The organism is Cellulosimicrobium sp. BMG9.23, assembly GCF_059159985.1.
In genome coordinates this window covers 133,440-152,788 of record NZ_JBZGBZ010000011.1, presented here as the reverse complement: position 1 = coordinate 152,788, position 19,349 = coordinate 133,440, and the positions used below count along the sequence as shown (strand labels likewise).

At 72.1% G+C, this 19,349-nt stretch carries 18 protein-coding genes and 1 riboswitch; of the genes, 11 read left to right on the top strand and 7 right to left on the bottom strand.

Annotated features, from left to right (window positions below):
* Positions 1-92 precede the first annotated feature (92 nt).
* Both AC4H2G_RS19415 and AC4H2G_RS19410 read left to right on the top strand, forming a co-directional pair.
* On the top strand, positions 93-1,103 hold the full coding sequence (locus AC4H2G_RS19415; RefSeq protein ID WP_494367376.1) for an ATP-binding cassette domain-containing protein: 1,011 nt from the start codon (positions 93-95) through the stop codon (positions 1,101-1,103).
* On the top strand, positions 1,103-1,951 hold the full coding sequence (locus tag AC4H2G_RS19410) for an ABC transporter permease (protein WP_494367375.1): 849 nt from the start codon (positions 1,103-1,105) through the stop codon (positions 1,949-1,951). The genes AC4H2G_RS19415 and AC4H2G_RS19410 overlap by 1 nt, the downstream gene beginning before the upstream one ends.
* Before the next feature lie 66 nt (positions 1,952-2,017).
* Here AC4H2G_RS19410 and AC4H2G_RS19405 read toward each other — a convergent pair whose 3' ends face one another.
* The 3 genes from AC4H2G_RS19405 to AC4H2G_RS19395 form a co-directional block, all read right to left on the bottom strand.
* Positions 2,018-2,962 carry a universal stress protein gene (locus tag AC4H2G_RS19405; RefSeq protein ID WP_494367374.1) on the bottom strand — a complete coding sequence of 315 codons (945 nt, stop codon included), beginning with the start codon at positions 2,960-2,962 and terminating at the stop codon, positions 2,018-2,020.
* A 174-nt stretch (positions 2,963-3,136) separates the two neighbouring features.
* A complete protein-coding gene (locus tag AC4H2G_RS19400; protein WP_494367373.1) occupies positions 3,137-3,898 on the bottom strand; it encodes a C40 family peptidase in 762 nt (253 codons plus the stop codon).
* Positions 3,899-3,948: 50 nt separating this feature from the next.
* Positions 3,949-4,109: riboswitch (cyclic di-AMP (ydaO/yuaA leader) on the bottom strand.
* A gap of 190 nt (positions 4,110-4,299) precedes the next feature.
* Positions 4,300-5,010 (bottom strand): iron-dependent transcriptional repressor DtxR, encoded by a 711-nt coding sequence (locus tag AC4H2G_RS19395; protein WP_494367372.1) that lies wholly within the window; start codon positions 5,008-5,010, stop codon positions 4,300-4,302.
* A 223-nt stretch (positions 5,011-5,233) separates the two neighbouring features.
* Here AC4H2G_RS19395 and serC point away from each other — a divergent pair, with 223 nt between their 5' ends.
* Positions 5,234-6,391 carry a phosphoserine transaminase gene (serC, locus tag AC4H2G_RS19390; protein ID WP_494367371.1) on the top strand — a complete coding sequence of 386 codons (1,158 nt, stop codon included), beginning with the start codon at positions 5,234-5,236 and terminating at the stop codon, positions 6,389-6,391.
* A 361-nt stretch (positions 6,392-6,752) separates the two neighbouring features.
* Here the strand turns inward: serC and AC4H2G_RS19385 are convergent, their stop codons facing one another.
* Positions 6,753-8,099, bottom strand: a complete 1,347-nt coding sequence (locus AC4H2G_RS19385) for an MFS transporter (protein ID WP_494367370.1) — start codon at positions 8,097-8,099, stop codon at positions 6,753-6,755.
* Complete coding sequence (locus AC4H2G_RS19380) at positions 8,096-8,554, bottom strand: MarR family winged helix-turn-helix transcriptional regulator (protein WP_494367369.1); 459 nt, start codon at positions 8,552-8,554, stop codon at positions 8,096-8,098. The genes AC4H2G_RS19385 and AC4H2G_RS19380 overlap by 4 nt, the downstream gene beginning before the upstream one ends.
* Before the next feature lie 106 nt (positions 8,555-8,660).
* Here AC4H2G_RS19380 and AC4H2G_RS19375 point away from each other — a divergent pair, with 106 nt between their 5' ends.
* Entirely contained in the window at positions 8,661-9,125 is a 465-nt protein-coding gene (locus AC4H2G_RS19375; RefSeq protein ID WP_494367368.1) for a hypothetical protein, read from the top strand.
* A 22-nt stretch (positions 9,126-9,147) separates the two neighbouring features.
* Here the strand turns inward: AC4H2G_RS19375 and AC4H2G_RS19370 are convergent, their stop codons facing one another.
* On the bottom strand, positions 9,148-9,888 hold the full coding sequence (locus AC4H2G_RS19370) for a DUF6270 domain-containing protein (protein WP_494367367.1): 741 nt from the start codon (positions 9,886-9,888) through the stop codon (positions 9,148-9,150).
* Positions 9,885-10,973 (bottom strand): LCP family protein, encoded by a 1,089-nt coding sequence (locus AC4H2G_RS19365; RefSeq protein ID WP_494367366.1) that lies wholly within the window; start codon positions 10,971-10,973, stop codon positions 9,885-9,887. Before AC4H2G_RS19365 ends, AC4H2G_RS19370 begins: the two co-directional genes overlap by 4 nt.
* Positions 10,974-11,159: 186 nt before the next feature.
* Here AC4H2G_RS19365 and AC4H2G_RS19360 point away from each other — a divergent pair, with 186 nt between their 5' ends.
* The 7 genes from AC4H2G_RS19360 to AC4H2G_RS19330 are packed head-to-tail and all read left to right on the top strand — an operon-like array spanning position 11,160 to position 19,263.
* Positions 11,160-12,500: a glycosyltransferase family 4 protein gene (locus AC4H2G_RS19360; RefSeq protein WP_494367365.1), complete on the top strand. Its 1,341-nt coding sequence runs from the start codon at positions 11,160-11,162 to the stop codon at positions 12,498-12,500.
* A complete protein-coding gene (locus AC4H2G_RS19355; protein WP_494367364.1) occupies positions 12,497-14,257 on the top strand; it encodes a glycosyltransferase family 4 protein in 1,761 nt (586 codons plus the stop codon). The genes AC4H2G_RS19360 and AC4H2G_RS19355 overlap by 4 nt, the downstream gene beginning before the upstream one ends.
* Positions 14,254-15,273 carry an LCP family protein gene (locus AC4H2G_RS19350; protein ID WP_494367363.1) on the top strand — a complete coding sequence of 340 codons (1,020 nt, stop codon included), beginning with the start codon at positions 14,254-14,256 and terminating at the stop codon, positions 15,271-15,273. The genes AC4H2G_RS19355 and AC4H2G_RS19350 overlap by 4 nt, the downstream gene beginning before the upstream one ends.
* A 10-nt stretch (positions 15,274-15,283) precedes the next feature.
* Complete coding sequence (locus AC4H2G_RS19345; protein WP_494367362.1) at positions 15,284-16,210, top strand: ABC transporter permease; 927 nt, start codon at positions 15,284-15,286, stop codon at positions 16,208-16,210.
* Positions 16,197-17,123, top strand: a complete 927-nt coding sequence (locus tag AC4H2G_RS19340) for an ABC transporter ATP-binding protein (protein ID WP_494367361.1) — start codon at positions 16,197-16,199, stop codon at positions 17,121-17,123. The genes AC4H2G_RS19345 and AC4H2G_RS19340 overlap by 14 nt, the downstream gene beginning before the upstream one ends.
* Positions 17,124-17,128: 5 nt before the next feature.
* Positions 17,129-18,268, top strand: a complete 1,140-nt coding sequence (wecB, locus tag AC4H2G_RS19335) for a non-hydrolyzing UDP-N-acetylglucosamine 2-epimerase (protein ID WP_494367360.1) — start codon at positions 17,129-17,131, stop codon at positions 18,266-18,268.
* The gene (locus tag AC4H2G_RS19330; RefSeq protein WP_494367359.1) at positions 18,265-19,263 is read left to right on the top strand and encodes a DUF6270 domain-containing protein; all 999 of its coding nucleotides are present in this window, start codon (positions 18,265-18,267) and stop codon (positions 19,261-19,263) included. The genes wecB and AC4H2G_RS19330 overlap by 4 nt, the downstream gene beginning before the upstream one ends.
* Positions 19,264-19,349 lie beyond the last annotated feature (86 nt).

The window sequence follows — 19,349 nt, the reverse complement described above, 5'->3', positions numbered from 1 at the left end:
GTGGGTGCACCGATGAGTTCCGCCGGTCGGCCCGGTCGGAGCGTGGGTGGTGGGACCGCCCGGGTGCCTCCACGTGCGACCTGAGGAGGGACATGAGCTCGTCGACCGGTGACCTCGCCGTCGAGGCGAGGGGTCTCGTCAAGCACTTCACGTCCGGGAAGTCGGTGACCAAGGCGGTCGACGGCGTCGACCTGACGGTCCCCGAGGGCACCGTCCTGGCAGTCCTCGGCCCGAACGGCGCAGGCAAGACGACGGCCGTGCGGATGCTCGCGACGCTGCTCCAGCCCGACGCCGGGACGGCCACCGTCCTGGGCCACGACGTGGTGCGCGACGCCGACAAGGTGCGCTCCGTCGTCGGGCTCACGGGGCAGTACGCCTCGGTGGACGAGGACCTCACGGGCACCGAGAACCTCGTGATGCTCGCGCGGCTGTACGGCTTCCTCGGCGGGACGGCTCGCCGCCGCTCGGCGGACCTGCTCGAGGCGTTCGGCCTCGGCGACGCGGGCGACCGCCAGGTCAAGACGTACTCGGGCGGCATGCGTCGCCGCATCGACCTCGCCGCGAGCCTCGTGATGAGCCCGCGTGTGCTGTTCCTCGACGAGCCGACGACGGGGCTCGACCCGCGCAGCCGCAACCAGGTGTGGGACATCGTGCGGGTGCTCGTGGCCGACGGCGCGACCGTCCTCCTCACGACGCAGTACCTCGAGGAGGCCGACCAGCTCGCGGACAAGATCGCGGTCATCGACCACGGGAAGGTCATCGCGGAGGGCACCGCGACGGAGCTCAAGCGCTCGGTGGGCGAGGGCGCGGTGCACGTGCGGCTCGCGGACTCCGCGCAGCGCGCCCGCGCGGCGGAGATCGTGGGCGCCGTGCTGGGTACCGAGGTCTCCCTCGCCAACGACCCCTACGCCTTCTCGGCCCGCGTGCCCGACGACGGTGCCACCTCGGTCGCGGACCTCCTGCCCGCGCTGGGCGACGCGGGCATCGCGGTGCCCGAGTTCACGCTCGGCCAGCCGAGCCTCGACGAGGTGTTCCTCGCCCTGACCGGTCAGCCGGTCGACGAACCCCTGCCGACCGATGAGCAGATCGAGGAGGTGGCCTGATGGCGACCGAACCCACCACTGCCGCGGAGCTGCGCGCCCCGGAGGCGAGCGCCCTGCGCGAGGCCGTCGCGCTCGAGCACCGCCCGAGCCGACCGTCGCCCGTGTCCGCGACGCTCACCTACACGTGGCGTGCGCTGCTCAAGATCAAGCACGTGCCCGAGCAGCTGTTCGACGTCACCGTGTCGCCGATCATCTTCACGCTCATGTTCACGTACCTGTTCGGCGGCGCGCTCGCCGGCGACGTGCAGAGCTACCTGCAGTTCCTGCTCCCCGGGATCCTCGTGCAGGCCGTGCTGTTCACGACGATCTACACGGGCTACACGATGAACACCGACATCTCGAAGGGTGTCTTCGACCGGTTCCGCTCGCTGCCCGTGTGGCGACCGGCGCCGATCGTCGGCGCCCTGCTCGGCGACACCGTGCGCTACACGATCGCGTCGGTGGTCACGCTCGCGCTCGGGCTCGTGCTCGGGTTCCGCCCGCCGGGCGGGGTCGTCGGGGTCGTGCTCGGGATCCTGCTGCTGCTCGTGTTCTCGTTCGCGCTGAGCTGGGTCTTCACGGCGCTCGGCCTCGTGCTGCGCTCCCCGAACGCGGTCATGGGGACGTCGATGCTCGTGCTCATGCCGCTGACGTTCGCGTCGAACATCTTCGTCGATCCGTCGACCATGCCGGTGGTCCTGCAGCGCTTCGTGGAGATCAACCCGGTGACGCACCTCGTCACGGCGGTCCGCAGCCTCATGGCGGGCGAGCCCGACCTCGACGGCATCATGTGGGTGCTCGTCGCGTCGGTCGTGCTCACCGCGGTCCTCGCCCCGATCACGATGCGCCTGTACCGCAACCGCAGCTGAGCCTCGGCCCGCCTCCCGCGAGAAGTGAGTTCCTGCCCCCGAATCGGCAGATCTGAGGGCGGGAACTCACTTCTCGGCAGGCTCGACCGCGTCGTCGCACTTCTTCGTCACGACCATGACGGGGCACGCCGAGTGGTGCAGCACGGCCTGGCTCGTCGAGCCCAGCAGCAGGCCGCGGAAGCCCCCGCGCCCGCGGGACCCGACGATGATCAGGTCGGACGCCGTGGAGAACTCGGTGAGCAGCTCGGCGCCGGTCCCGTCGAGCACGATCCGCTTGATGGTCAGCCCGGGGTTCTCGGCCTCGTGCCGGGCGATGATGACGTTGAGGCCCTCCGTGACGTCGGCGAGCACCTGCTCGTGGTCGATGGACGCGGGGAGCCACGCCAGCAGACCGGCACCCGCACCGACGGGCACCCCGGCGACCGCGACGAGCTCCGCGTCCCACGCGCGGGCCTGGCGGATCGCGTGCCGCAGGGCGATCTCTGCCGACGGCGACCCGTCCACGCCCACGACGATGCGGCGCAGCGGGGTGACCACCGGGAGCTCCTCGGTCGTCACGTCGTCGCCCTTGGTCCGCGCGCGGAACGGGACGACGACCGTCGGGCAGTGCGCGTGCGCCGGGAGCGCTGAGGACACGGTGCCGAGCAGCCGCTCGGTGAAGCCGCCGCGGCCGCGGGTGCCGACGACGACGAGCGAGTGCTCGCGGGACATCTCGACGAGCACGCCCGCGGCGTCGCCCGTCGTGACCGTCGCGGTGACGCGCACCCCTGCGGCGTCGGCGCGCGCCCGCGCTTCCTCGAGCACCGCGCGGGCACCCTCCTGGATGGCGCTGTCGTCGAGGGCTGCGTACCCGCCGTCGAGCGACGCGGCGGTGAACGACGGCAGCGAGTAGGTGCAGACCACGTGGAGCGACCAACCGACGCGCAGGGCGTACGCGGCGGCCCAGTCGAGGGCGTGCAGGCTGGGTGCCGACCCGTCGACGCCGACCAGGACGGTTTCCGTGCGGGTCATCAGTGACTCTCCTCTCGACGGCCGCGTGCCGTCCGGCGACCGACGTCGCCGAGGCGCCCTGGGCAGAGCCTCCACCACAGGTCACGAACGAGTCAAGAATGCCACGAACCCCGCCCCTACGCGACGACTCGCGGAGGGACGGGGCTCGTGTGACGTGCTGTGCTGTGCCTGCGATCAGGCGACGCGGATGAACGTCGGGTTCGACTGCCAGATCTGACGGAACTGGATGGTCTTGCCCGGACGCGGAGCGTCGATCTGCATGTTGTCGCCGGCGTAGATCGAGATGTGGCCCGGCGTCCAGATCAGGTCGCCCGGCTGCGCCTCGGAGCGCGGGACCTTGGTGCCGACGGAGCCCTGCGCGCCCGACGTGCGGGGAAGGCTGATGCCGACCTGCGCGTAGACATAGCTCGTGAAGCCGGAGCAGTCGAAGCCGTCGGGCGTGGTGCCGCCGTAGACGTACGGGACGCCGACGTAGCGCGCCGCGATCGAGACGATCGAGCTGCCGTAGGCCGACGCCGGGACGGAGACCGCGGCCTCCTCCTGGGCAGGCGCCTCGGCCTCGGTCTGCGTCGACTGACGCTCCTGCGTGCGGCTGGTGCTCTGGGTCCGCTCGACGACGGGCTCGGGCTCCGGCTCCGGCTCCGGCTCGGGGGCCGGGGTCACCGTCACCGGTGCGGCCTCGATCGAGAACGCGGCGTCCGCGGCGACCGTCACGGCCGGTGCGGCCTCGAGGGCCTGCCGCGCCTGCGCGGTCAGGGCGCTGAGGTCGACCGAGTTGAGCTTCGGCTCCGAGTCGACGGGGGCAGCGGTCGCGGGGGCGGCGGCGCCGATCATCGAGACGATGAGACCGGAGGACGCGGCGACGACGGCTGTGCGGCGCCCGACGGTCGACATCTGGTCCGAGGCTGCCTGGGCGATGGTGCTGAGTGGCGTCATAGGACGCCGCGCCGCGCGGTGGCGGGCGCGAGTCGTGCTCACGGTCACGTGTTGCCTCTCCTGGACGCCTGCGAGGTCAGCTGTCGGGTTCGGGTGGGAGAAACACCCGGCCTGACGGACCGAGGTCCGTCGGGCTTCACCCCAAGGACGCTGTCTCCAGCGCCCGGATTTGGGTCCCCCGTCCCTGTCGTCGGGTTGTCGTGAACCTCGGGCAGCGACAGGGTTAGGCGTTCCGCTCGAGGACTCCGCCGGACAGGTCTTCCGATGGAGCAGCACCGACCGTACAGGACACCCTGCCAAATGTCACGTTCCCATCACGACGCTCGGGAGCAGCCGCCGACGAGAGCGTGTCCATGCTGGTCAGCGCTCCGTGGGAGCGCTACCCCGATGGGCGGCTCGGGTCAGGCCTGGGCGACGAACAGGTGACGCGCGATCTCCTCGGGCAGGTCCAGGACGAGCTCGGAACCCTTGCCCTGGACGACGAGGCCGCCGATCGCCGGGCGCACCACGAGCGTCCGGCGCGGGAGCACTCCGGCCTCCGCGAACCGCGCGAGCAGCTCGACGTCGACCTGGATCGGCTCGGCGATGCGCTGGAGGACGACCTCGATCTCCTCGTCACCCGCCGCGCGGCGCTGCGCGACGTACGCAGGCAGCGGCACGACGCCGTCGAGGAACTCCACGCCCTCGAACTGCTCGCCCAGCTCGGCGAGCCCCGGGATGGGGTTCCCGTAGGGGTCGAAGTGCGGGTGGTCGAGGAGCCCGATGAGCCGCTCCTCGACGAGCTCGCTCATGACGTGCTCCCAGCGGCACGCCTCCGTGTGCACGTGCTCCCAGTCGAGCTTGATGACGTCGGTGAGCAGCCGCTCCGCGAGGCGGTGCTTGCGCATCACGCGCGTCGCCTTGTCGTTGCCCGCCGGCGTCAGCTCGAGGTGCCGGTCCCCCGTGACGACGACGAGTCCGTCGCGCTCCATGCGCGCGACCGTCTGCGACACCGTGGGGCCCGAGTGCCCGAGGCGCTCCGCGATGCGCGCCCGGAGGGGTGTGATGCCCTCCTCGACGAGCTCGTAGATCGTCTTGAGATACATCTCGGTGGTATCGATCAGATCGGTCACGTCGCGCTCCTGTCGTCCTTCGGCCCGGGCCGTCTGCTGCTCCGCCTCGCAGGGCACCCCCGCCCGCGCCGGCGGACCGGTGAGGACAGTCTATGGCGATCCCCTGACGCGTTCCGGGGAAAATCCGGGCGAACGCACGCCGTCGCACGACCCCGCCGTCGGGCGCCCGGTGGCACGGTGGACGACGCCGTTCTCACGCACCGCGCGCGCGTAGGGTGACGCTGTGACCGAGCACGCGATCCCCGCCGACGCCACCTCCCCGATCACGATCCCCGCGGACCTGCTCCCGGCCGACGGCCGGTTCGGGTCCGGGCCCAGCAAGGTGCGCGCCGCCCAGGTGCGTGCCGTGTCCGACGCCGGCGCCTCGCTCCTCGGCACGTCCCACCGCCAGGCCCCCGTGAAGTCGCTCGTGCGGCGCACGCGCGAGGGGCTCGCCGAGCTGTTCGACCTCCCCGAGGGGTACGAGGTCGTCCTGGGCAACGGCGGCTCCACGACGTTCTGGGACGTCGCGACGGCCTGCCTCGTGCGCCGCAAGGCGCAGCACGCGGCGTTCGGCGAGTTCGGCGCGAAGTTCGCGGCGGCCACGACGGCGGCGCCCTTCCTCGACCCGTCCCAGGTGATCACGGCCGCCCCGGGCACGGTCGCGCACCCGGCGCCCGCGGACGACGTCGACGTGCACGCCTGGCCCCACAACGAGACGTCGACCGGGGCCATGGCGCCGGTGCGCCGCGTCCCCGGGTCGCGCGAGCGCGGCGCACTGACGCTCGTCGACGCGACGTCGGGAGCGGGCGCCCTGCCCGTGGACGTGTCGGAGACCGACGTGTACTACTTCGCGCCGCAGAAGGTCTTCGGGTCCGACGGCGGCCTGTGGCTCGCGCTGTGCTCCCCCGACGCGCTCGCGCGCGCGGACGAGGTCGAGGCTAGCGGGACGCGCTGGGTGCCGGAGTCGTTGTCGCTGCGCACCGCCGCGGCGAACTCGCGCCAGGACCAGACGCTCAACACCCCGGCCGTCGCGACGCTCGTCATGCTCGCCGAGCAGGTCGAGTGGCTCCTCGCCCAGGGCGGCCTCGCCTGGGCCGCCGCACGCTCCGCCGAGTCGGCCGCCCACCTCTACGGCTGGGCCGAGGCCCGCGAGTGGGCCACGCCCTTCGTCACCGACCCCGCCGAGCGCTCGACCGTCGTCGGCACGATCGACCTCGACGACACGATCGACGCCAAGGCAGTCGTCGCGACGCTCCGCGCGAACGGCATCCTCGACGTCTTCCCCTACCGCAAGCTGGGCCGCAACCAGCTCCGCGTCGCGATGTTCCCCGCCATCGACCCCGACGACGTCCGCGCCCTCACCGCGTGCGTCGACCACGTCGTCGACCGCCTGTCCTGAACCCTCCCGGCGCGTCGGTGCTCGTCACCACCGCGGGCGGGGCGACGTCGGTGCTCGGGCTGCCGCGCCGTCACCTCGGGCGTTCGGCCGTGCGTCTCCGCGCGCGGCTCCACGCCCTTCGCATCCGACGCCGCCCCACCCGCTCGCCCGTCGTCTCGCCACGCCCGACTCGTCGCACGCGGCCGGGTCACCTCGAGCACGTGACACGTGCACGAGGCGACCTGGCGAGGGCGGTCGGGGGCGCTTGCGCCGGGTCGTGGCGGGTCTGGCGGGAGCGGCGCGAGGAACGAGCGCCGCGGATGGTAGACCCGGCGCGAGCGCCCCCGACCGCCACCCAGGCCGACCACACGTGGCAGAAGGCTCAGGCCGCGCGCGCAGCCTCTTGCGCGTCCTCGGTCTCGAGCCGACGCCGCGTCTCGGCCCGGGCGCCGGTCTCCACCGGGGTGCCCGCGTCGAGGTAGCGCACGAGCAGGTGCGGACGCTGCAGCACGCGGTACCGGACCTCGAGGTGCCAGTTGCGCACGGCCCAGACGGCCGCGCCGACGGCGACGAGCGCGGCGGTGATGGAGCCGATGCCGATGGCCCAGCGCGGACCCCAGGCTTCGGCGACCCAGCCGATCAGGGGCGACCCGACCGGCGTCGCGCCGAGGAACACGATCATGTAGAGCGACATGACGCGCCCGCGCATGACGGGGTCGACGGACATCTGGATGGTCGAGTTCGCCGCGGTCATCATGGTGAGCGACGCGAGCCCGACGGGGATGCACGCGACGGCGAAGCTCGGGTAGGTCGGCATGAGCGCCATGACACCGGTCGCGACGGCGAACCCGAACGCGGAGCCGATGACGAGGCGCACGCGTGGTCGTTCGCGCCGCGCGGCGAGGAGCGCGCCGGTGAGGGAGCCGATCGCGAGGATCGACCCGAGGATGCCGTACTCCCCCGGGCCCATGCCGAACTCGACCTTGGCCATCATCGCGGACGTGAGCTGGAAGTTGAGGCCGAACGTCGACACGACGCCGACGACGACCATGATGACGATGATGTCGCTCCGGCCGCGCACGTACCGGATGCCCTCGCGGATCTGGCCCTTCTGCCGGGAGGCGCTCGGCATGGGGTGGAGCTCGCGCGTCCGCATGTAGCCGAGAGCGAGGATCGTCGCGGCGAAGGTGACGCCGTTGATGACGAAGATCCAGCCGGATCCCACGACGGCGATGAGGAGGCCTGCCACGCCGGGGCCCACGAGGCGCGCGGCGTTGAACGACGCGCTGTTGAGCCCGACGGCGTTGGACAGCTTGTCGGCGGGGACCATCTCGGCGACGAACGTCTGTCGCACGGGGTTGTCGAACGCGGACACGACGCCCAGCAGCGTCGCGAACACGTAGACGTGCCAGAGCTGGACGTGGCCGGAGAGCACGAGCGCGCCGAGGCCGAGGGCGAGGAGTCCCATCGCGCTCTGGGTGGCCATGAGGAGCCGACGGCGCGGGAGCCGGTCGGCGAGGACGCCCGCCCACGCGGACAGCGCGAGGACGGGGGCGAACTGCAGCGCGGTGACGACGCCGACGGCGATGCCGGACTCGTCGGTGAGGTCGGTGAGGACGAGCCAGTCCTGCGCGACGCGCTGCATCCACGTGCCGATGTTGGCGACGAGCGCGGCGCCGAACCAGACGCGGTAGTTGAAGTACTTCAGGGAGGAGAACGTCGCGCTCATCGGGCGGCGATCCTGATCAACAGCTCACTGGCGCGGGCCAAGGTCTCTCTCTCGTCGGGGGTGAGGGTGGTCAGCTGCTGCGTGAGCCACGCGTCGCGTCGGCGCCGGGTCTCCTTGACCTCGTGCTCGCCGACGTCGGTCAGGCGGACGACGACCTGGCGCCGGTCGGTCTCGTGCTCGACCTTCTCGACGAGCCCGAGCTCGACGAGCCGGTTGACGGCCCGCGTCATGGACGGCGGGCGGACGCGCTCGTGCTCGGCGAGCGCGCCGGGCGACATGGCGCCGTGCTTGTGCAGCACGGTGAGGACGCCGAACTGCCCCTCGGGGAGGTCGGCCTCGCCGCGCTGCGAGCGCAGCCGGCGGGAGATGCGCGTGAGCGCCACACGGAGCTCGCCGCCGAGGGTCGCGGGCCGGCACTGGCTCCGAGTGGGGGCAGTGGGGTCCGCAGCAGGCATGATCATTACCCTAACTCATTACCTCGGGTAATGAAACTGCGGATACGCCGGGACGGCCGGTGGGCGCCCGCCCGACACGTCCCGGTCGTCCGCTATGGTGTGCGCCGTGCACCACGAACTGACGCTCGCCGAGACCCTCCACGCGCTCGGGCTCCTGGGCAAGAAGCTGCCCTCGTTCATCACCTCGGTGTCCGGGCGCGGCGACGAGCTCGACCTCGTCGTGGACCCGCGTCAGGTCAAGCGCCTGCCGGCGCCGCTCAAGCTCGCGACACGCGTGGCCCCGACGGCGCGCGCCCGGCTCCGCGTCGAGCGCTTCGCGGACGGTGTCGCGACGATCGCGGTGGACGCCAGTGCCGGCGGCCTCCCCGCGCACAAGCTGCTCGGTCTCGCCGCGAGCCGCATCGAGTCCGTCGTCGCGGCCAAGGGCCTGCCCGAAGGCTCGGTCCGCGTCCTGCCCGACGCGCGGATCGCGCTCGACGTGCAGCGCCTCGTCCAGCGGACCGACCCCGGGGTGCGCATCACCGACGTGGCGTTCAAGGACGGCATCGTCGTCATCGACGGCGTTGCCTGACGTCTGCCGGCAGGGCCCGCCGTCAGCCCCGGCCCGACGTCGCGTCGTCGAGCCGGTCGAGGAACGCGCGGTAGTAGTCCTCGACGTAGTGGACGGGTGAGGCGCCCCAGCGGTGTCCGGGGTCGCCCAGGAGGTAGCGGTCCGGCACGCGCAGGAACCGTCGCTCCGGTAGGTCCTTGCGCATCCGCGCGTACAGGTAGGTGAGGGTGCGGTTCGCCGCCTCCACGCGCGCGTGGTCGAAGCGCGTCCCGTCGGCGCTCGCGTGGGCCCAGCGCGCCTCGTGCACGACGACGCGGCCCAGGCGGCCGTGCGCCGTCGCCGTCTCGACGAACGCGGCCCAGCCGGCCTCCCAGCGGACGAGGAAGTCCGGGGACCCGGACTCCACGCGAGCCCCCGCCGTCGCGTCACCGCCGGCGTGCAGGAACTCCAGGGATCGGGTGGCGACCCCGCCGTCCGCGGACACGACGAGGTCGTACTGCTCGTCGACGAGGTCGACGACCACGACGTCGGCGCCGGTCGTCGCGAGCTGCCGCCGGAAGGACTTGCCCTGGTCGCGCGCGACCATGCGCCGCTGGAACGGCGACTCGACGCGCGCGAGGTCCACGCCCTCCACGCCGCGCGGCGCGAACGCCGAGGCCAGCGAGCTGCGCGCGTGGTAGTCCTCGAGGCGGAACCGGGCCTCCGGCAGCGCGAACGCGTCGCGCGTGACGCAGCTCCCGTGGATCAGGACGCTCCGCGTCCCGTCGCCCGACCCCGAGGTCACTTCACCGTCGGGGGCAGGACCTCGAGCGCCGCGGCGTTCTGGGCGAGGTAGTCGGCGACGGTGTCGGTCGCCATCGACGCCGTCAACGGGTCGAGCGCGGCGCGGTCGAGCACGACGATCGACTGTCCGTCGGGGCTGCGTCCGGTGCCGGAGTTGGGCGCCGTCATGAACGTGACGTCGTTGGTGCTCAGGCCGCGCGCGCTCATGTAGAGGGTGCGCATCTCGTCGATGGTCAGGCCCTCGTCGGCGGCGACGGACTCGCTCACGGCGGTGAAGAACCGCGTCATCATCGCGACGTCGTTGCGGTTGTTGTTGATCTTGCCGAGCATGGCGCGCATCCAGTTCTGCTGGCGCTGGACGCGGCCGAAGTCGCCGTTGGCGAGCCCGTACCGCTGCCGCGTGTAGGACAACGCCTCCTCGCCGCTCATCTGGTGCACGCCGGCCTCGAAGAAGACCTTCTTGCCGTCGCCGATGTCCTCGGGGATGCGGATCTGCACGCCGCCGAGCGCGTCGGTGAGTGCCGTGAACGACTCGAAGTCCGTGACGGCGAAGTGGTCGATCCGCACGCCGGTGAGCTGCTCGACCGTCTGGATCATGAGGGACGGCCCGCCGTAGGAGAACGCGGCGTTGATCTTGCCCTCGCCGTGGCCGGGGATCGGGACCCATGCGTCGCGCGGGAAGGAGATCACCTGTGCGGTCTCGCGGTCCGCCGGGAGGTGGACGAGCATGATCGCGTCGGTGCGCTGGGCGCCGGCCTCCCACTGCGACGGGTCGCCCGCGGAGATGCGGCTGTCGGAGCCGAGCACGAGGAAGTTCACCGCCTCGGTGGTGACACCCTCCTCCGTCGGCGATGGCGCGGGGTCGGGCCGGTTCTCGAGGCCCTCGAACGGGTCGGCCAGCTTCTCGATGTTGTCGTCGAGCCGGTTCTGGAACCACAGCGCTCCCCCGACCCCGCCGAGCACGAGCACCACGAGCAGCGACCCGAGCACCACGAGCGTGGTGCGGGTGCCGCGACGACGTCGCGCGTGACGCCGCTCGCCGGGCGGCTGGGGCGTGGGGGAAGGCGGGAAGAGGGTGTCGGCCACGGGCGAATCCTACGGTCCGCGCCCAGGTCGGATGGCCGGGATCGGCTCGGCACAGGGCCTCTTCACCCGCGGTCCCCCGCCGATTCACGACTTCCCCCGGTTTGCGGGCGGTACGATCGTGCCGTAAAGAGCACGAAGTTCCTCGTCGGTCCATGCCCTGAGGACGACGAGAGCCCAGGGGGCGACATGTCCAGCACCGCCGCGAGGCATGCTCGACGACGGTTGCCCCTGGCGAGATCCGGACGACGGCCCGGCGACCACCTTCTCCTCGTCACGCACCACTACGAGCCGGAGACCGGCGCCCCGCAGCGCCGCTGGGGCGCGCTCGTCCCCCGGCTCGTCGACGCGGGCATCCGTGTGAGCGTCCTCGCGCCGCCGCCGCACTACCCGGCGGGCGTGCTCGACCCGACCCACGCCGACATCCGTCCCGGCCGGGTCCAGCGCGGCCGCCACGGTGAGCGCATCCTCCGGGTCCGCTACCGCGAGCACACGACCTCGCTCGTGTCCCGCACGGCCGACCACGTCGTCGCGGCCGCTCATTCCGTCGTCCTCGGCTGGCGGCTCCTGCGCGCGCGGGCGCACCGGCCGACCGTCGTGGTGGGGACCGTCCCCGGGATCCCGAGCATGTTCGCGGCGTGGGCTCTCGCGCGCCTCTTCCGCGCGCGGTTCGTCGTCGAGATGCGCGACGCCTGGCCCGACCTCATCCGGCCGGCCGGCGTCGTCGCCGACGGCCCGGGTCAGCGGGCGCGCGCAGCCGTCGTCGCCGTCGCGCACCGCGCCATCATCCGGCTGCAGGCCCGCAGCGACCTCGTCGTCACGACGACCGAGACGTTCGCCGAGGTGGTCGCGGGCCGTGGCGCCCCGCGCGTGGGCGTGGTCCGCAACGGCACGGCCTTCGGCGCCGACCGGCTCGCGGACGAGGTGGACGAGGAGGTCGAGGCGCTGCCCGAGGACTCCGCACGCCTCGGGCCCCACCGGCCCTTGCGCGTCGTGTACGTGGGGACGATCGGACGGTCCCAGGGACTCGAGGTCGCGATCCACGCCGCGGCGGCGCTCACCGCGAGCGGCGTCCCGGTCGAGGTCCGGATCGCCGGGACCGGCGCGGACGTCCCCCATCTCACCGCCCTCGCATCGACGCTCGGAGCGCCGGTGACGTTCCTCGGACGCGTTCCGCACACGGACGTCCCCGCGCTGTACGCGTGGGCGGACACGGTGCTCGTGTCGCTGCGCGACTGGGAGCCGTTCCAGTGGACGGTCCCGTCCAAGCTGTACGAGACGATGGCCACGCGCCGGCACGTCACCGCGTGCCTCGCGGGCGAGGCCGCGGAGCTCGTGCTGTCCCTGGAGGCGGGCGACGTCGTGCCGCCGGGCGACGTGGCGGCCCTGGTCGCGCTGTGGTCGGGCTTCGTGCGCGACGGCGCGGTCCCGTCGATCGGTCCGGCGGCGCAGGAGTGGGTGGCCCTCAACGCCGACGACGACGCGCTCGCCGCCCGGTACGTCGAGCTCCTGGACGGGCTGCGCCGGTGACGCCGTCTCCTGCGCGCGACCTCGCGCGCGCCCTGACCCTCGCCGCATCCTTCGGCGTGCGCGCCCTGCTCGACGACCCGGTGTGGCTCGCGATCCAGGCGGCTCGCCGCGCGCCCGCACGCGTCCGGGCCGGAGTCGTGCGCCTGCTGCTGTCCGCGGGCGAGCCCTCGGCCCGGCGCGCGCTCGGCCTCTACCTCGACGGCGCCCCGGAGGCCGCCGCCGCGTCGGCGGCCGCCCTGCTCGCCGCACCGCGCCGTCGGGGGCTGGCGCACCGGGTCGCCGCGGAGGTCGCCGTGGCCGTCGGGAGCCCGGACCTGCTCGACGGCGTCCCCCACCCCGGCCCCGCGCGTCTGCGCGCGCTGTGGCACGCGGGTGACGTGGAGGCCCTGGGGCGCGCGACGGCGTCGGGCCGGGCGGAGCGCCGCACGCTGCGGGCGATCCGCGCCCAGGTGCGGGCGCTGGCTCCCTCGCCCGCCGCCCACGACGCCGGGACACGCTCCGCGTCGAGGGCGAGCGCCGACGTCGGGCACCCGCGCGTGCTGCACCACCTGACGAACTCGCTGCCGCACACGCAGAGCGGGTACACGCTGCGCAGCCACGCGATCCTGCGCGCGCAGCGCGAGGCCGGGCTGACCGTCTCCGCGACGACGCGTGCGGCGTACCCGGTGACGATCGGGGTCCTCGGTGCCCGGGGCGCGGACGTGGTCGACGGCGTGCGGTACGCGCGGCTGCTGCCGTGGGTCCAGCGCGCCGACCCGGAGGCGCGCGCCCGGGCGGAGGTCGACCTGCTGGTGCGGGCCGGGGAGCGGTTCGCGCCCGACGTCGTGCACGCGACCACTCCGCACACGACCGGAACCGCCGCGCGCGAGGCCGCGCGGCGCCTGGGCGTGCCGTGGGTGTACGAAGTGCGCGGGCTGCCGGAGGAGACGTGGGCGGCGTCGCACCGGTCGCCGGACGCGCGGCGCGCGGCCGAGGCATCCGGCCGGTACGCGCTGATCCGCGCGAAGGAGACCGAGCTCGCGCTCGCCGCGGACCACGTGGTGACGCTCAGCGAGACCATGCGCGCCGAGCTCGTGACCCGAGGTGTGCCGGAAGGGCGTGTCACCGTCGTGCCGAACGCGGTGCCGGAGTCGCTGCTCGAGACGGCGCACCCGTCCCCCGCGGAGGCGCGCGCGCGGCTCGGCGTCGACGTGCCGGGACCGGTGGTCGGGACGGTGAGCAGCCTCGTCGGCTACGAGGGCCTCGACACCGTGCTGCGCGTCGTCGCCGCCCTGCGTGCGGGCGGCGTGGACGCGACGGCGCTCGTCGTGGGCGACGGCGTCGCGCGCCCCGGCCTGCTCCGCCTCGCCGACGAGCTGGGGCTGGGCGAGCACGCGATCCTGCCCGGCCGGGTCCCGCGCGACCTCGCCACGACGTACCTCGCGGCGCTCGACGTCGTGCTCGTCCCGCGGCGCGACGACCGCGTGACCCGGCTGGTCACACCGCTCAAGCCGGTCGAGGCGATGGCCGTCGGCCGGCCCGTCGTCGCGAGCGACCTGCCCGCGCTGCGCGAGGCGGTCGGGGACGCCGGCGTGCTCGTCGCGCCGGGTGAAGTTTCCGCGTGGACCGCTGCCGTGGCGGACGTGCTCCACGACGCCGCGGCGCGTCGTGCGATGCTTTCCCGCGGTCGCGGGCTCGCGGCCACCAGGACGTGGGCCGCGAACACGGCCCGGTACCGCGAGGTGTACGCACGAGCACTGGCTGGAGGGGCACGATGACATCCGCCCTCCTGCGCCGTGCTCTCGCGGGCGTGGTCGCGGCCGCCCTGCTCGTGCTGGCCGGGTGCACGGCCACGCCGCCGGACGCCGCGCCGTCGGGCACCGCTGTGCCTTCCTCACCGTCGTCCGCGGCGCCGTCGGTGCCGCGGACCGCCGCGCCTTCGCCCCCGCCGACCGGTCCGGCGGACCCGCTGCCCGAAGGGCCGGTGAACGCGCTGCTCGTCGGGTCGGACTCGCGTGACCCGGCGGACCTCACCGGCAACGCCGACACGATCCTGCTCGTCCACGTGCCGGCGGACCGGGAGAACCTGTACCTCGTGTCGTTCACGCGCGACATGTGGGTCGACATCCCCGGGCTCGGCGAGGGCAAGATCAATGCGGCGTTCGCGCGCGGGGGCACGGACACGCTCGCGCAGACCGTCTCCCAGGTGCTGGGAGGTGTCGAGATCGACTACGTGGTGCAGTCGAACTTTGCGGGCTTCATCGCGCTGACCCGTGCGCTCGACGGGTTCTCCGTGGACAACCGGCACGCGAGCACCGTCACCGTGAACAGCACGGGTCGGGTGGTCGACTTCCCGGAGGGCCGCATCACGCTGTCCGGGACCGACGGCCTCATCTACGTGCGCGAGCGCAAGCGGCTGCCGCTCGGCGACCTCGACCGCACGGAGCGGCAACGCGCTGCGCTCGTCGGGATGCTCGACCGGATCGCGGAGCGCGCGGACGAGCCCGCCGTGCTGGCCGAGCTCGTCCCGATGCTCGTGCAGAACGTGAAGATCACCGGCGATCTCGACGTGGACGACGCCCTCGCGCTCGTCCCGCTCGCCGCCGAGCTCGAGCGCGAGGACGTCGTGGGGCTCATGGTGCCCGTCACCGGGTTCGGGAACCGCGGGGGTGCGTCGGTGAACCTCGTCGACGCCGCGCAGACTGCGGCGCTCGGCGAGGCGGTGCGGACGGACACGCTCGACGCGTACGTCGCGACGTACGGCACGGAGTACGCGCCGACGGGGGCGTCCTAGGATGCCGCAGATGACCGGGAACACGAACACCGAGCAGGAGGAGCCGACGAGCGGCGACCTCTACTCGATGCTGTTCGCCGGCCCGCCGTCGACGACGGAGGTCGTCTCGGGCGGTCGGCTCACCCGCGTCGGGGCCCGGCCGCCGCTCGGCGTGTACCTGAGCCAGCTCTGGAACCGACGGCACTTCCTGTGGGCCGAGGCGCGCGCCAAGGTGACGAGCGGGACGCGCGAGAACCTGCTGGGCACCGTGTGGCTCGTGCTCAAGCCGGTTCTCGACGGGCTGACGTACTTCCTCATCTTCGGGCTGCTGCTGCAGTCGGACCGCGGGATCGACAACTTCCTCGGCTACCTCGTCATCGGCGTCTTCCTCTTCTCCTTCACGACCCGCTGCGTCACGGGCGGGGCAAAGTCGATCGCCGCCGGCCGGAACCTCATCAGGGCGTTCGCGTTCCCCCGGGCCTCGTTGCCGATCGCCGTCGTGCTGCGCGAGATGCTCAACATGGTGCCGGTGCTCGGCGCGATGGCGGCCATCATCATCGTGCTGCCGCCCGGCGAGGAGTTCACCTGGCGCGTCGCCCTCGTGCCCGCCGTCCTCGCCCTGCAGGTCCTGTTCGTGACCGGGCTCTCGCTGCTTCTCGCGCGGTGTGCCGCAGTCGTGCCGGACATCAACCAGCTCATCGGGTTCGCGACGCGGCTGTGGTTGTACGGGTCGGCCGTGTTCTTCTCCTACGAGAAGTTCATCAGCCATCCGACGCTCCTCGCGGTCATGGAGCTCAACCCGATGTTCATGGTGCTCGACATGGTCCGGAACTGCGTGCTCTACGGGGTCACGCCGGCACTGTCCTCGTGGCTGGGACTCAGCGCCTGGGCGGTCGGGACGCTCGTCGTGGGCTTCCTCTTCTTCTACCGCGGGGAGGAGTCGTATGGGCGAGCTTGACCCGTTCGCCGCGGCGACGGTCGCGGTGCAGGACGTGCACGTGCGGTACCGGGTGCCCTCGACCGACGCCGCGGAGCGCCGTCGGTCCAACCGGATCGTCCGTGCGGCGAAGTCGGTGCTGGGACAGCAGCCGATGGTTCTCGTGCGCGCGCTGTCCGGCATCTCGTTCGTCGCGCGCTCCGGGGAGCAGATCGGCCTCGTCGGCCAGAACGGCTCCGGGAAGAGCACGCTCCTGCGGATCATCGCGGGGCTCGAGCGGCCGGCGCGCGGGCGGGTGCTGTCCGAGAGCACGCCCGTGCTGATCGGGGTGAACGCCGCGCTGGTGCCGGACCTGTCCGGAGAGCAGAACGTGCGGCTCGGGTGCTTGGCGATGGGCCTCACGCCGGAGCAGACCGAGAAGGCGATCCCCGACGTCGTGGAGCTCGCCGGCCTGGGCAAGTCGATCTACCTGCCGATGAAGACGTACTCCTCCGGCATGGGCGCGCGCCTGCGGTTCGCCATCGCGACCGCCGCCAACCCGCACATCATGCTCATCGACGAAGCACTCGCGACCGGCGATGCGGCCTTCCGCGAACGGAGCGAGGCGCGCATGAACCGCCTGCGGGAGAACGCGGGCACCGTGTTCCTCGTGAGCCACGCGGCGAAGACGATCGAGGAGACGTGCACGCGCGCGATCTGGCTGAACTACGGCCGGCTCGTGCTCGACGGGCCGGCAGAAGACGTCGCGCTGCGCTACCGCAAGTGGGCGTGGGCCATCGCCAAGGAGAAGCCCGACGACGCGAAGAAGATCATCGAGGACGCGCTCGCGGAGAAGACGGAGACGCACGTGCAGATCGAGGAGCCGCCCGGACGCGGCTATCGACCACGGCACGTGCGCGCAGCTGGTCGCATCCCGACCACGAACGAGGAATGAGAAGCATGACCACCCGCATCATGACCGTGTACGGCACGAGGCCCGAGGCGATCAAGGTCGCGCCCGTCATCAAGGCGCTCGAGGAGAGCCCCGACTTCGAGTCGGTGACCGTGGTGACCGGCCAGCACCGCGAGATGCTCGACCAGGTGAACGAGCTGTTCGGGATCGTGCCCGACCATGACATCAACATCATGAGCCACGGGCAGACGCTCGCGCAGATCTTCGCGCGCGTGCTGGAGGGGCTCGACCCGATCCTCGAGAAGGAGAAGCCGGCCGCGGTCATCGTCCAGGGCGACACGTCGACCTCGACCGCCGCTGCGCTCGCAGCGTTCTACCGGCAGATCCCCGTGGTCCACGTCGAGGCCGGGCTTCGCTCGGGGAACATCAACTCCCCGTTCCCCGAGGAGGCGAACCGCAAGCTCACGACGCAGATCGCGACGCTGCACCTCGCTCCGACGGAGACCAGCCGGGCGAACCTGCTCGCGGAGGGCGTGGACGACGCCACGATCGCGGTCACCGGCAACACGGTGATCGACGCACTCCTCACCACGGTGGGCAAGGAGGTGCCGTTCACCGATCCTCGTCTCGAGGAGCTCGCCGCCTCCGGACGGCGCATCCTGCTCGTGACGACGCACCGCCGCGAGAACTGGGGCGGTGCGATGGAGGGCGTGGGGCGTGCGCTCGCCCGGATCGCGCGGCAGTTCCCTGACCTCGAGATCGTGCTGCCCGCGCACCGGAACCCCATCGTGCGCGACGCGGTGCTACCGCAGCTCGTCGGCGTCGACAACGTGACCGTGACGGAGCCGCTCCCCTACGGCGAGTTCGCCCGGATGATGTCGCTCAGCACGGTGATCCTCTCGGACTCGGGCGGGGTGCAGGAAGAAGCACCGAGCCTCGGCAAGCCGGTGCTCGTGATGCGGGACAACACTGAACGTCCAGAGGCCGTGGCCGCCGGGACCGTCAAGCTCATCGGGACGGACGAGGAGCGGATCGTCGTCGAGGTGTCACGGCTCTTGACCGACAGCACCGCCTACTCTGCGATGTCCGGCGCGAACAACCCCTACGGCGACGGCACGAGCGCCATCCGCTCTCTCGAAGTGCTCGCTCGCTCGCTTGGCGTCAGTGGCCGACAGGAGCCGGCATGATACGGACCTTCGTACAAGGGGGTTCCGTCTCGCGAGATGTGCTCGCGACGCTCAACGGGCATGGCTTCGAGGTATCGCACCACACCTCGCGGCAATCCCTCATCTCGGTCCACGGCACGATCCCCGATCTCGGGCGAGGCGTCGACATCTCGCGGCTCGAGTCCCGCATCCAGCGCCGGGCACTCGCAGGAACCCTCGCGGGTGACCTCGTCGAGAGGTTCGAGCAACACCGCGCCGTCTCGGATATCCTCGTCTGGGACCTTGCGGACGAGGTCCTAGGAGTATTCGAGCACCGCGGCAGATTCGTCACCAGGACACCGGAGGTGGTCGCGTCAGGAATCGACGCCATTCTCACGAGAAACGCGCGACACCTGCCCTTCGGGACGGATGAACACTTCGAGCTCTGGACGAGCGCGACCAGGATGTGGGCTGAGTCGCTTGACGCCGCGGGATTCGCAGAGCGGACGGTGCTGATCGCCCCACCGTGGGCCGCAACTTTCGAAGACGGATCCCCGACGCCGCCATACGCGGGTGTCACAACGGTGACGCACGCGGCTATCGCGCCGTACTACGTCGAGTCCGCGCTGAAGGCTCTCCCTGGACTCATCGTCGTCGGACGAGATCAGGTGATGACCGCGCTCAAGAACTCCGGAGTGCCATCACCCTTCCGATACTCGGTCGCGAGTAACCACCAGCTCGCAGTCGAACTCCACGGCGTGGCATTCGATGCCGAAAGCAGTTTCCCACCTCCGTTTCCTCGCGTGGAGCGGCTTGCGCGCAACGGGTTTCTCATCCATGCGTCGCCGACCTGGGCCAACGAGTTCGCTCTGTACGTTACAAACTCATTGGGGATCGTACAAAAGTTGCCGTACCAGCAGTCTCCGCAGTTTCAGGTAAAAGGCCTCGAACCCGAGACTTACCGATTCCGCGTCTTTCACAAGTACGGCAGCAAACGCACGGCCGTGTACTCGCCGTCTGAGAAAGTCTCGAGATGAAACGCGTATGCTGAGACGCACCCAGTAGCCAGTCGCGGCTAGCGCATCGCCGCGGATGACCATTCCCGCGATACACCGGTCCCCGG

Excerpts from the sequence above, each read along its gene's own strand:
- AC4H2G_RS19415 (WP_494367376.1), top strand. The coding sequence starts at position 93 with ATGAGCTCGTCGACCGGTGACCTCGCCGTCGAGGCGAGGGGTCTCGTC.
- AC4H2G_RS19410 (WP_494367375.1), top strand. The coding sequence starts at position 1,103 with ATGGCGACCGAACCCACCACTGCCGCGGAGCTGCGCGCCCCGGAGGCG.
- AC4H2G_RS19405 (WP_494367374.1), bottom strand. The coding sequence starts at position 2,962 with ATGACCCGCACGGAAACCGTCCTGGTCGGCGTCGACGGGTCGGCACCC.
- AC4H2G_RS19400 (WP_494367373.1), bottom strand. The coding sequence starts at position 3,898 with ATGACGCCACTCAGCACCATCGCCCAGGCAGCCTCGGACCAGATGTCG.
- AC4H2G_RS19385 (WP_494367370.1), bottom strand. The coding sequence starts at position 8,099 with ATGAGCGCGACGTTCTCCTCCCTGAAGTACTTCAACTACCGCGTCTGG.
- AC4H2G_RS19380 (WP_494367369.1), bottom strand. The coding sequence starts at position 8,554 with ATGCCTGCTGCGGACCCCACTGCCCCCACTCGGAGCCAGTGCCGGCCC.
- AC4H2G_RS19360 (WP_494367365.1), top strand. The coding sequence starts at position 11,160 with ATGTCCAGCACCGCCGCGAGGCATGCTCGACGACGGTTGCCCCTGGCG.
- AC4H2G_RS19350 (WP_494367363.1), top strand. The coding sequence starts at position 14,254 with ATGACATCCGCCCTCCTGCGCCGTGCTCTCGCGGGCGTGGTCGCGGCC.
- AC4H2G_RS19345 (WP_494367362.1), top strand. The coding sequence starts at position 15,284 with ATGACCGGGAACACGAACACCGAGCAGGAGGAGCCGACGAGCGGCGAC.
- AC4H2G_RS19340 (WP_494367361.1), top strand. The coding sequence starts at position 16,197 with ATGGGCGAGCTTGACCCGTTCGCCGCGGCGACGGTCGCGGTGCAGGAC.
- wecB (WP_494367360.1), top strand. The coding sequence starts at position 17,129 with ATGACCACCCGCATCATGACCGTGTACGGCACGAGGCCCGAGGCGATC.
- AC4H2G_RS19330 (WP_494367359.1), top strand. The coding sequence starts at position 18,265 with ATGATACGGACCTTCGTACAAGGGGGTTCCGTCTCGCGAGATGTGCTC.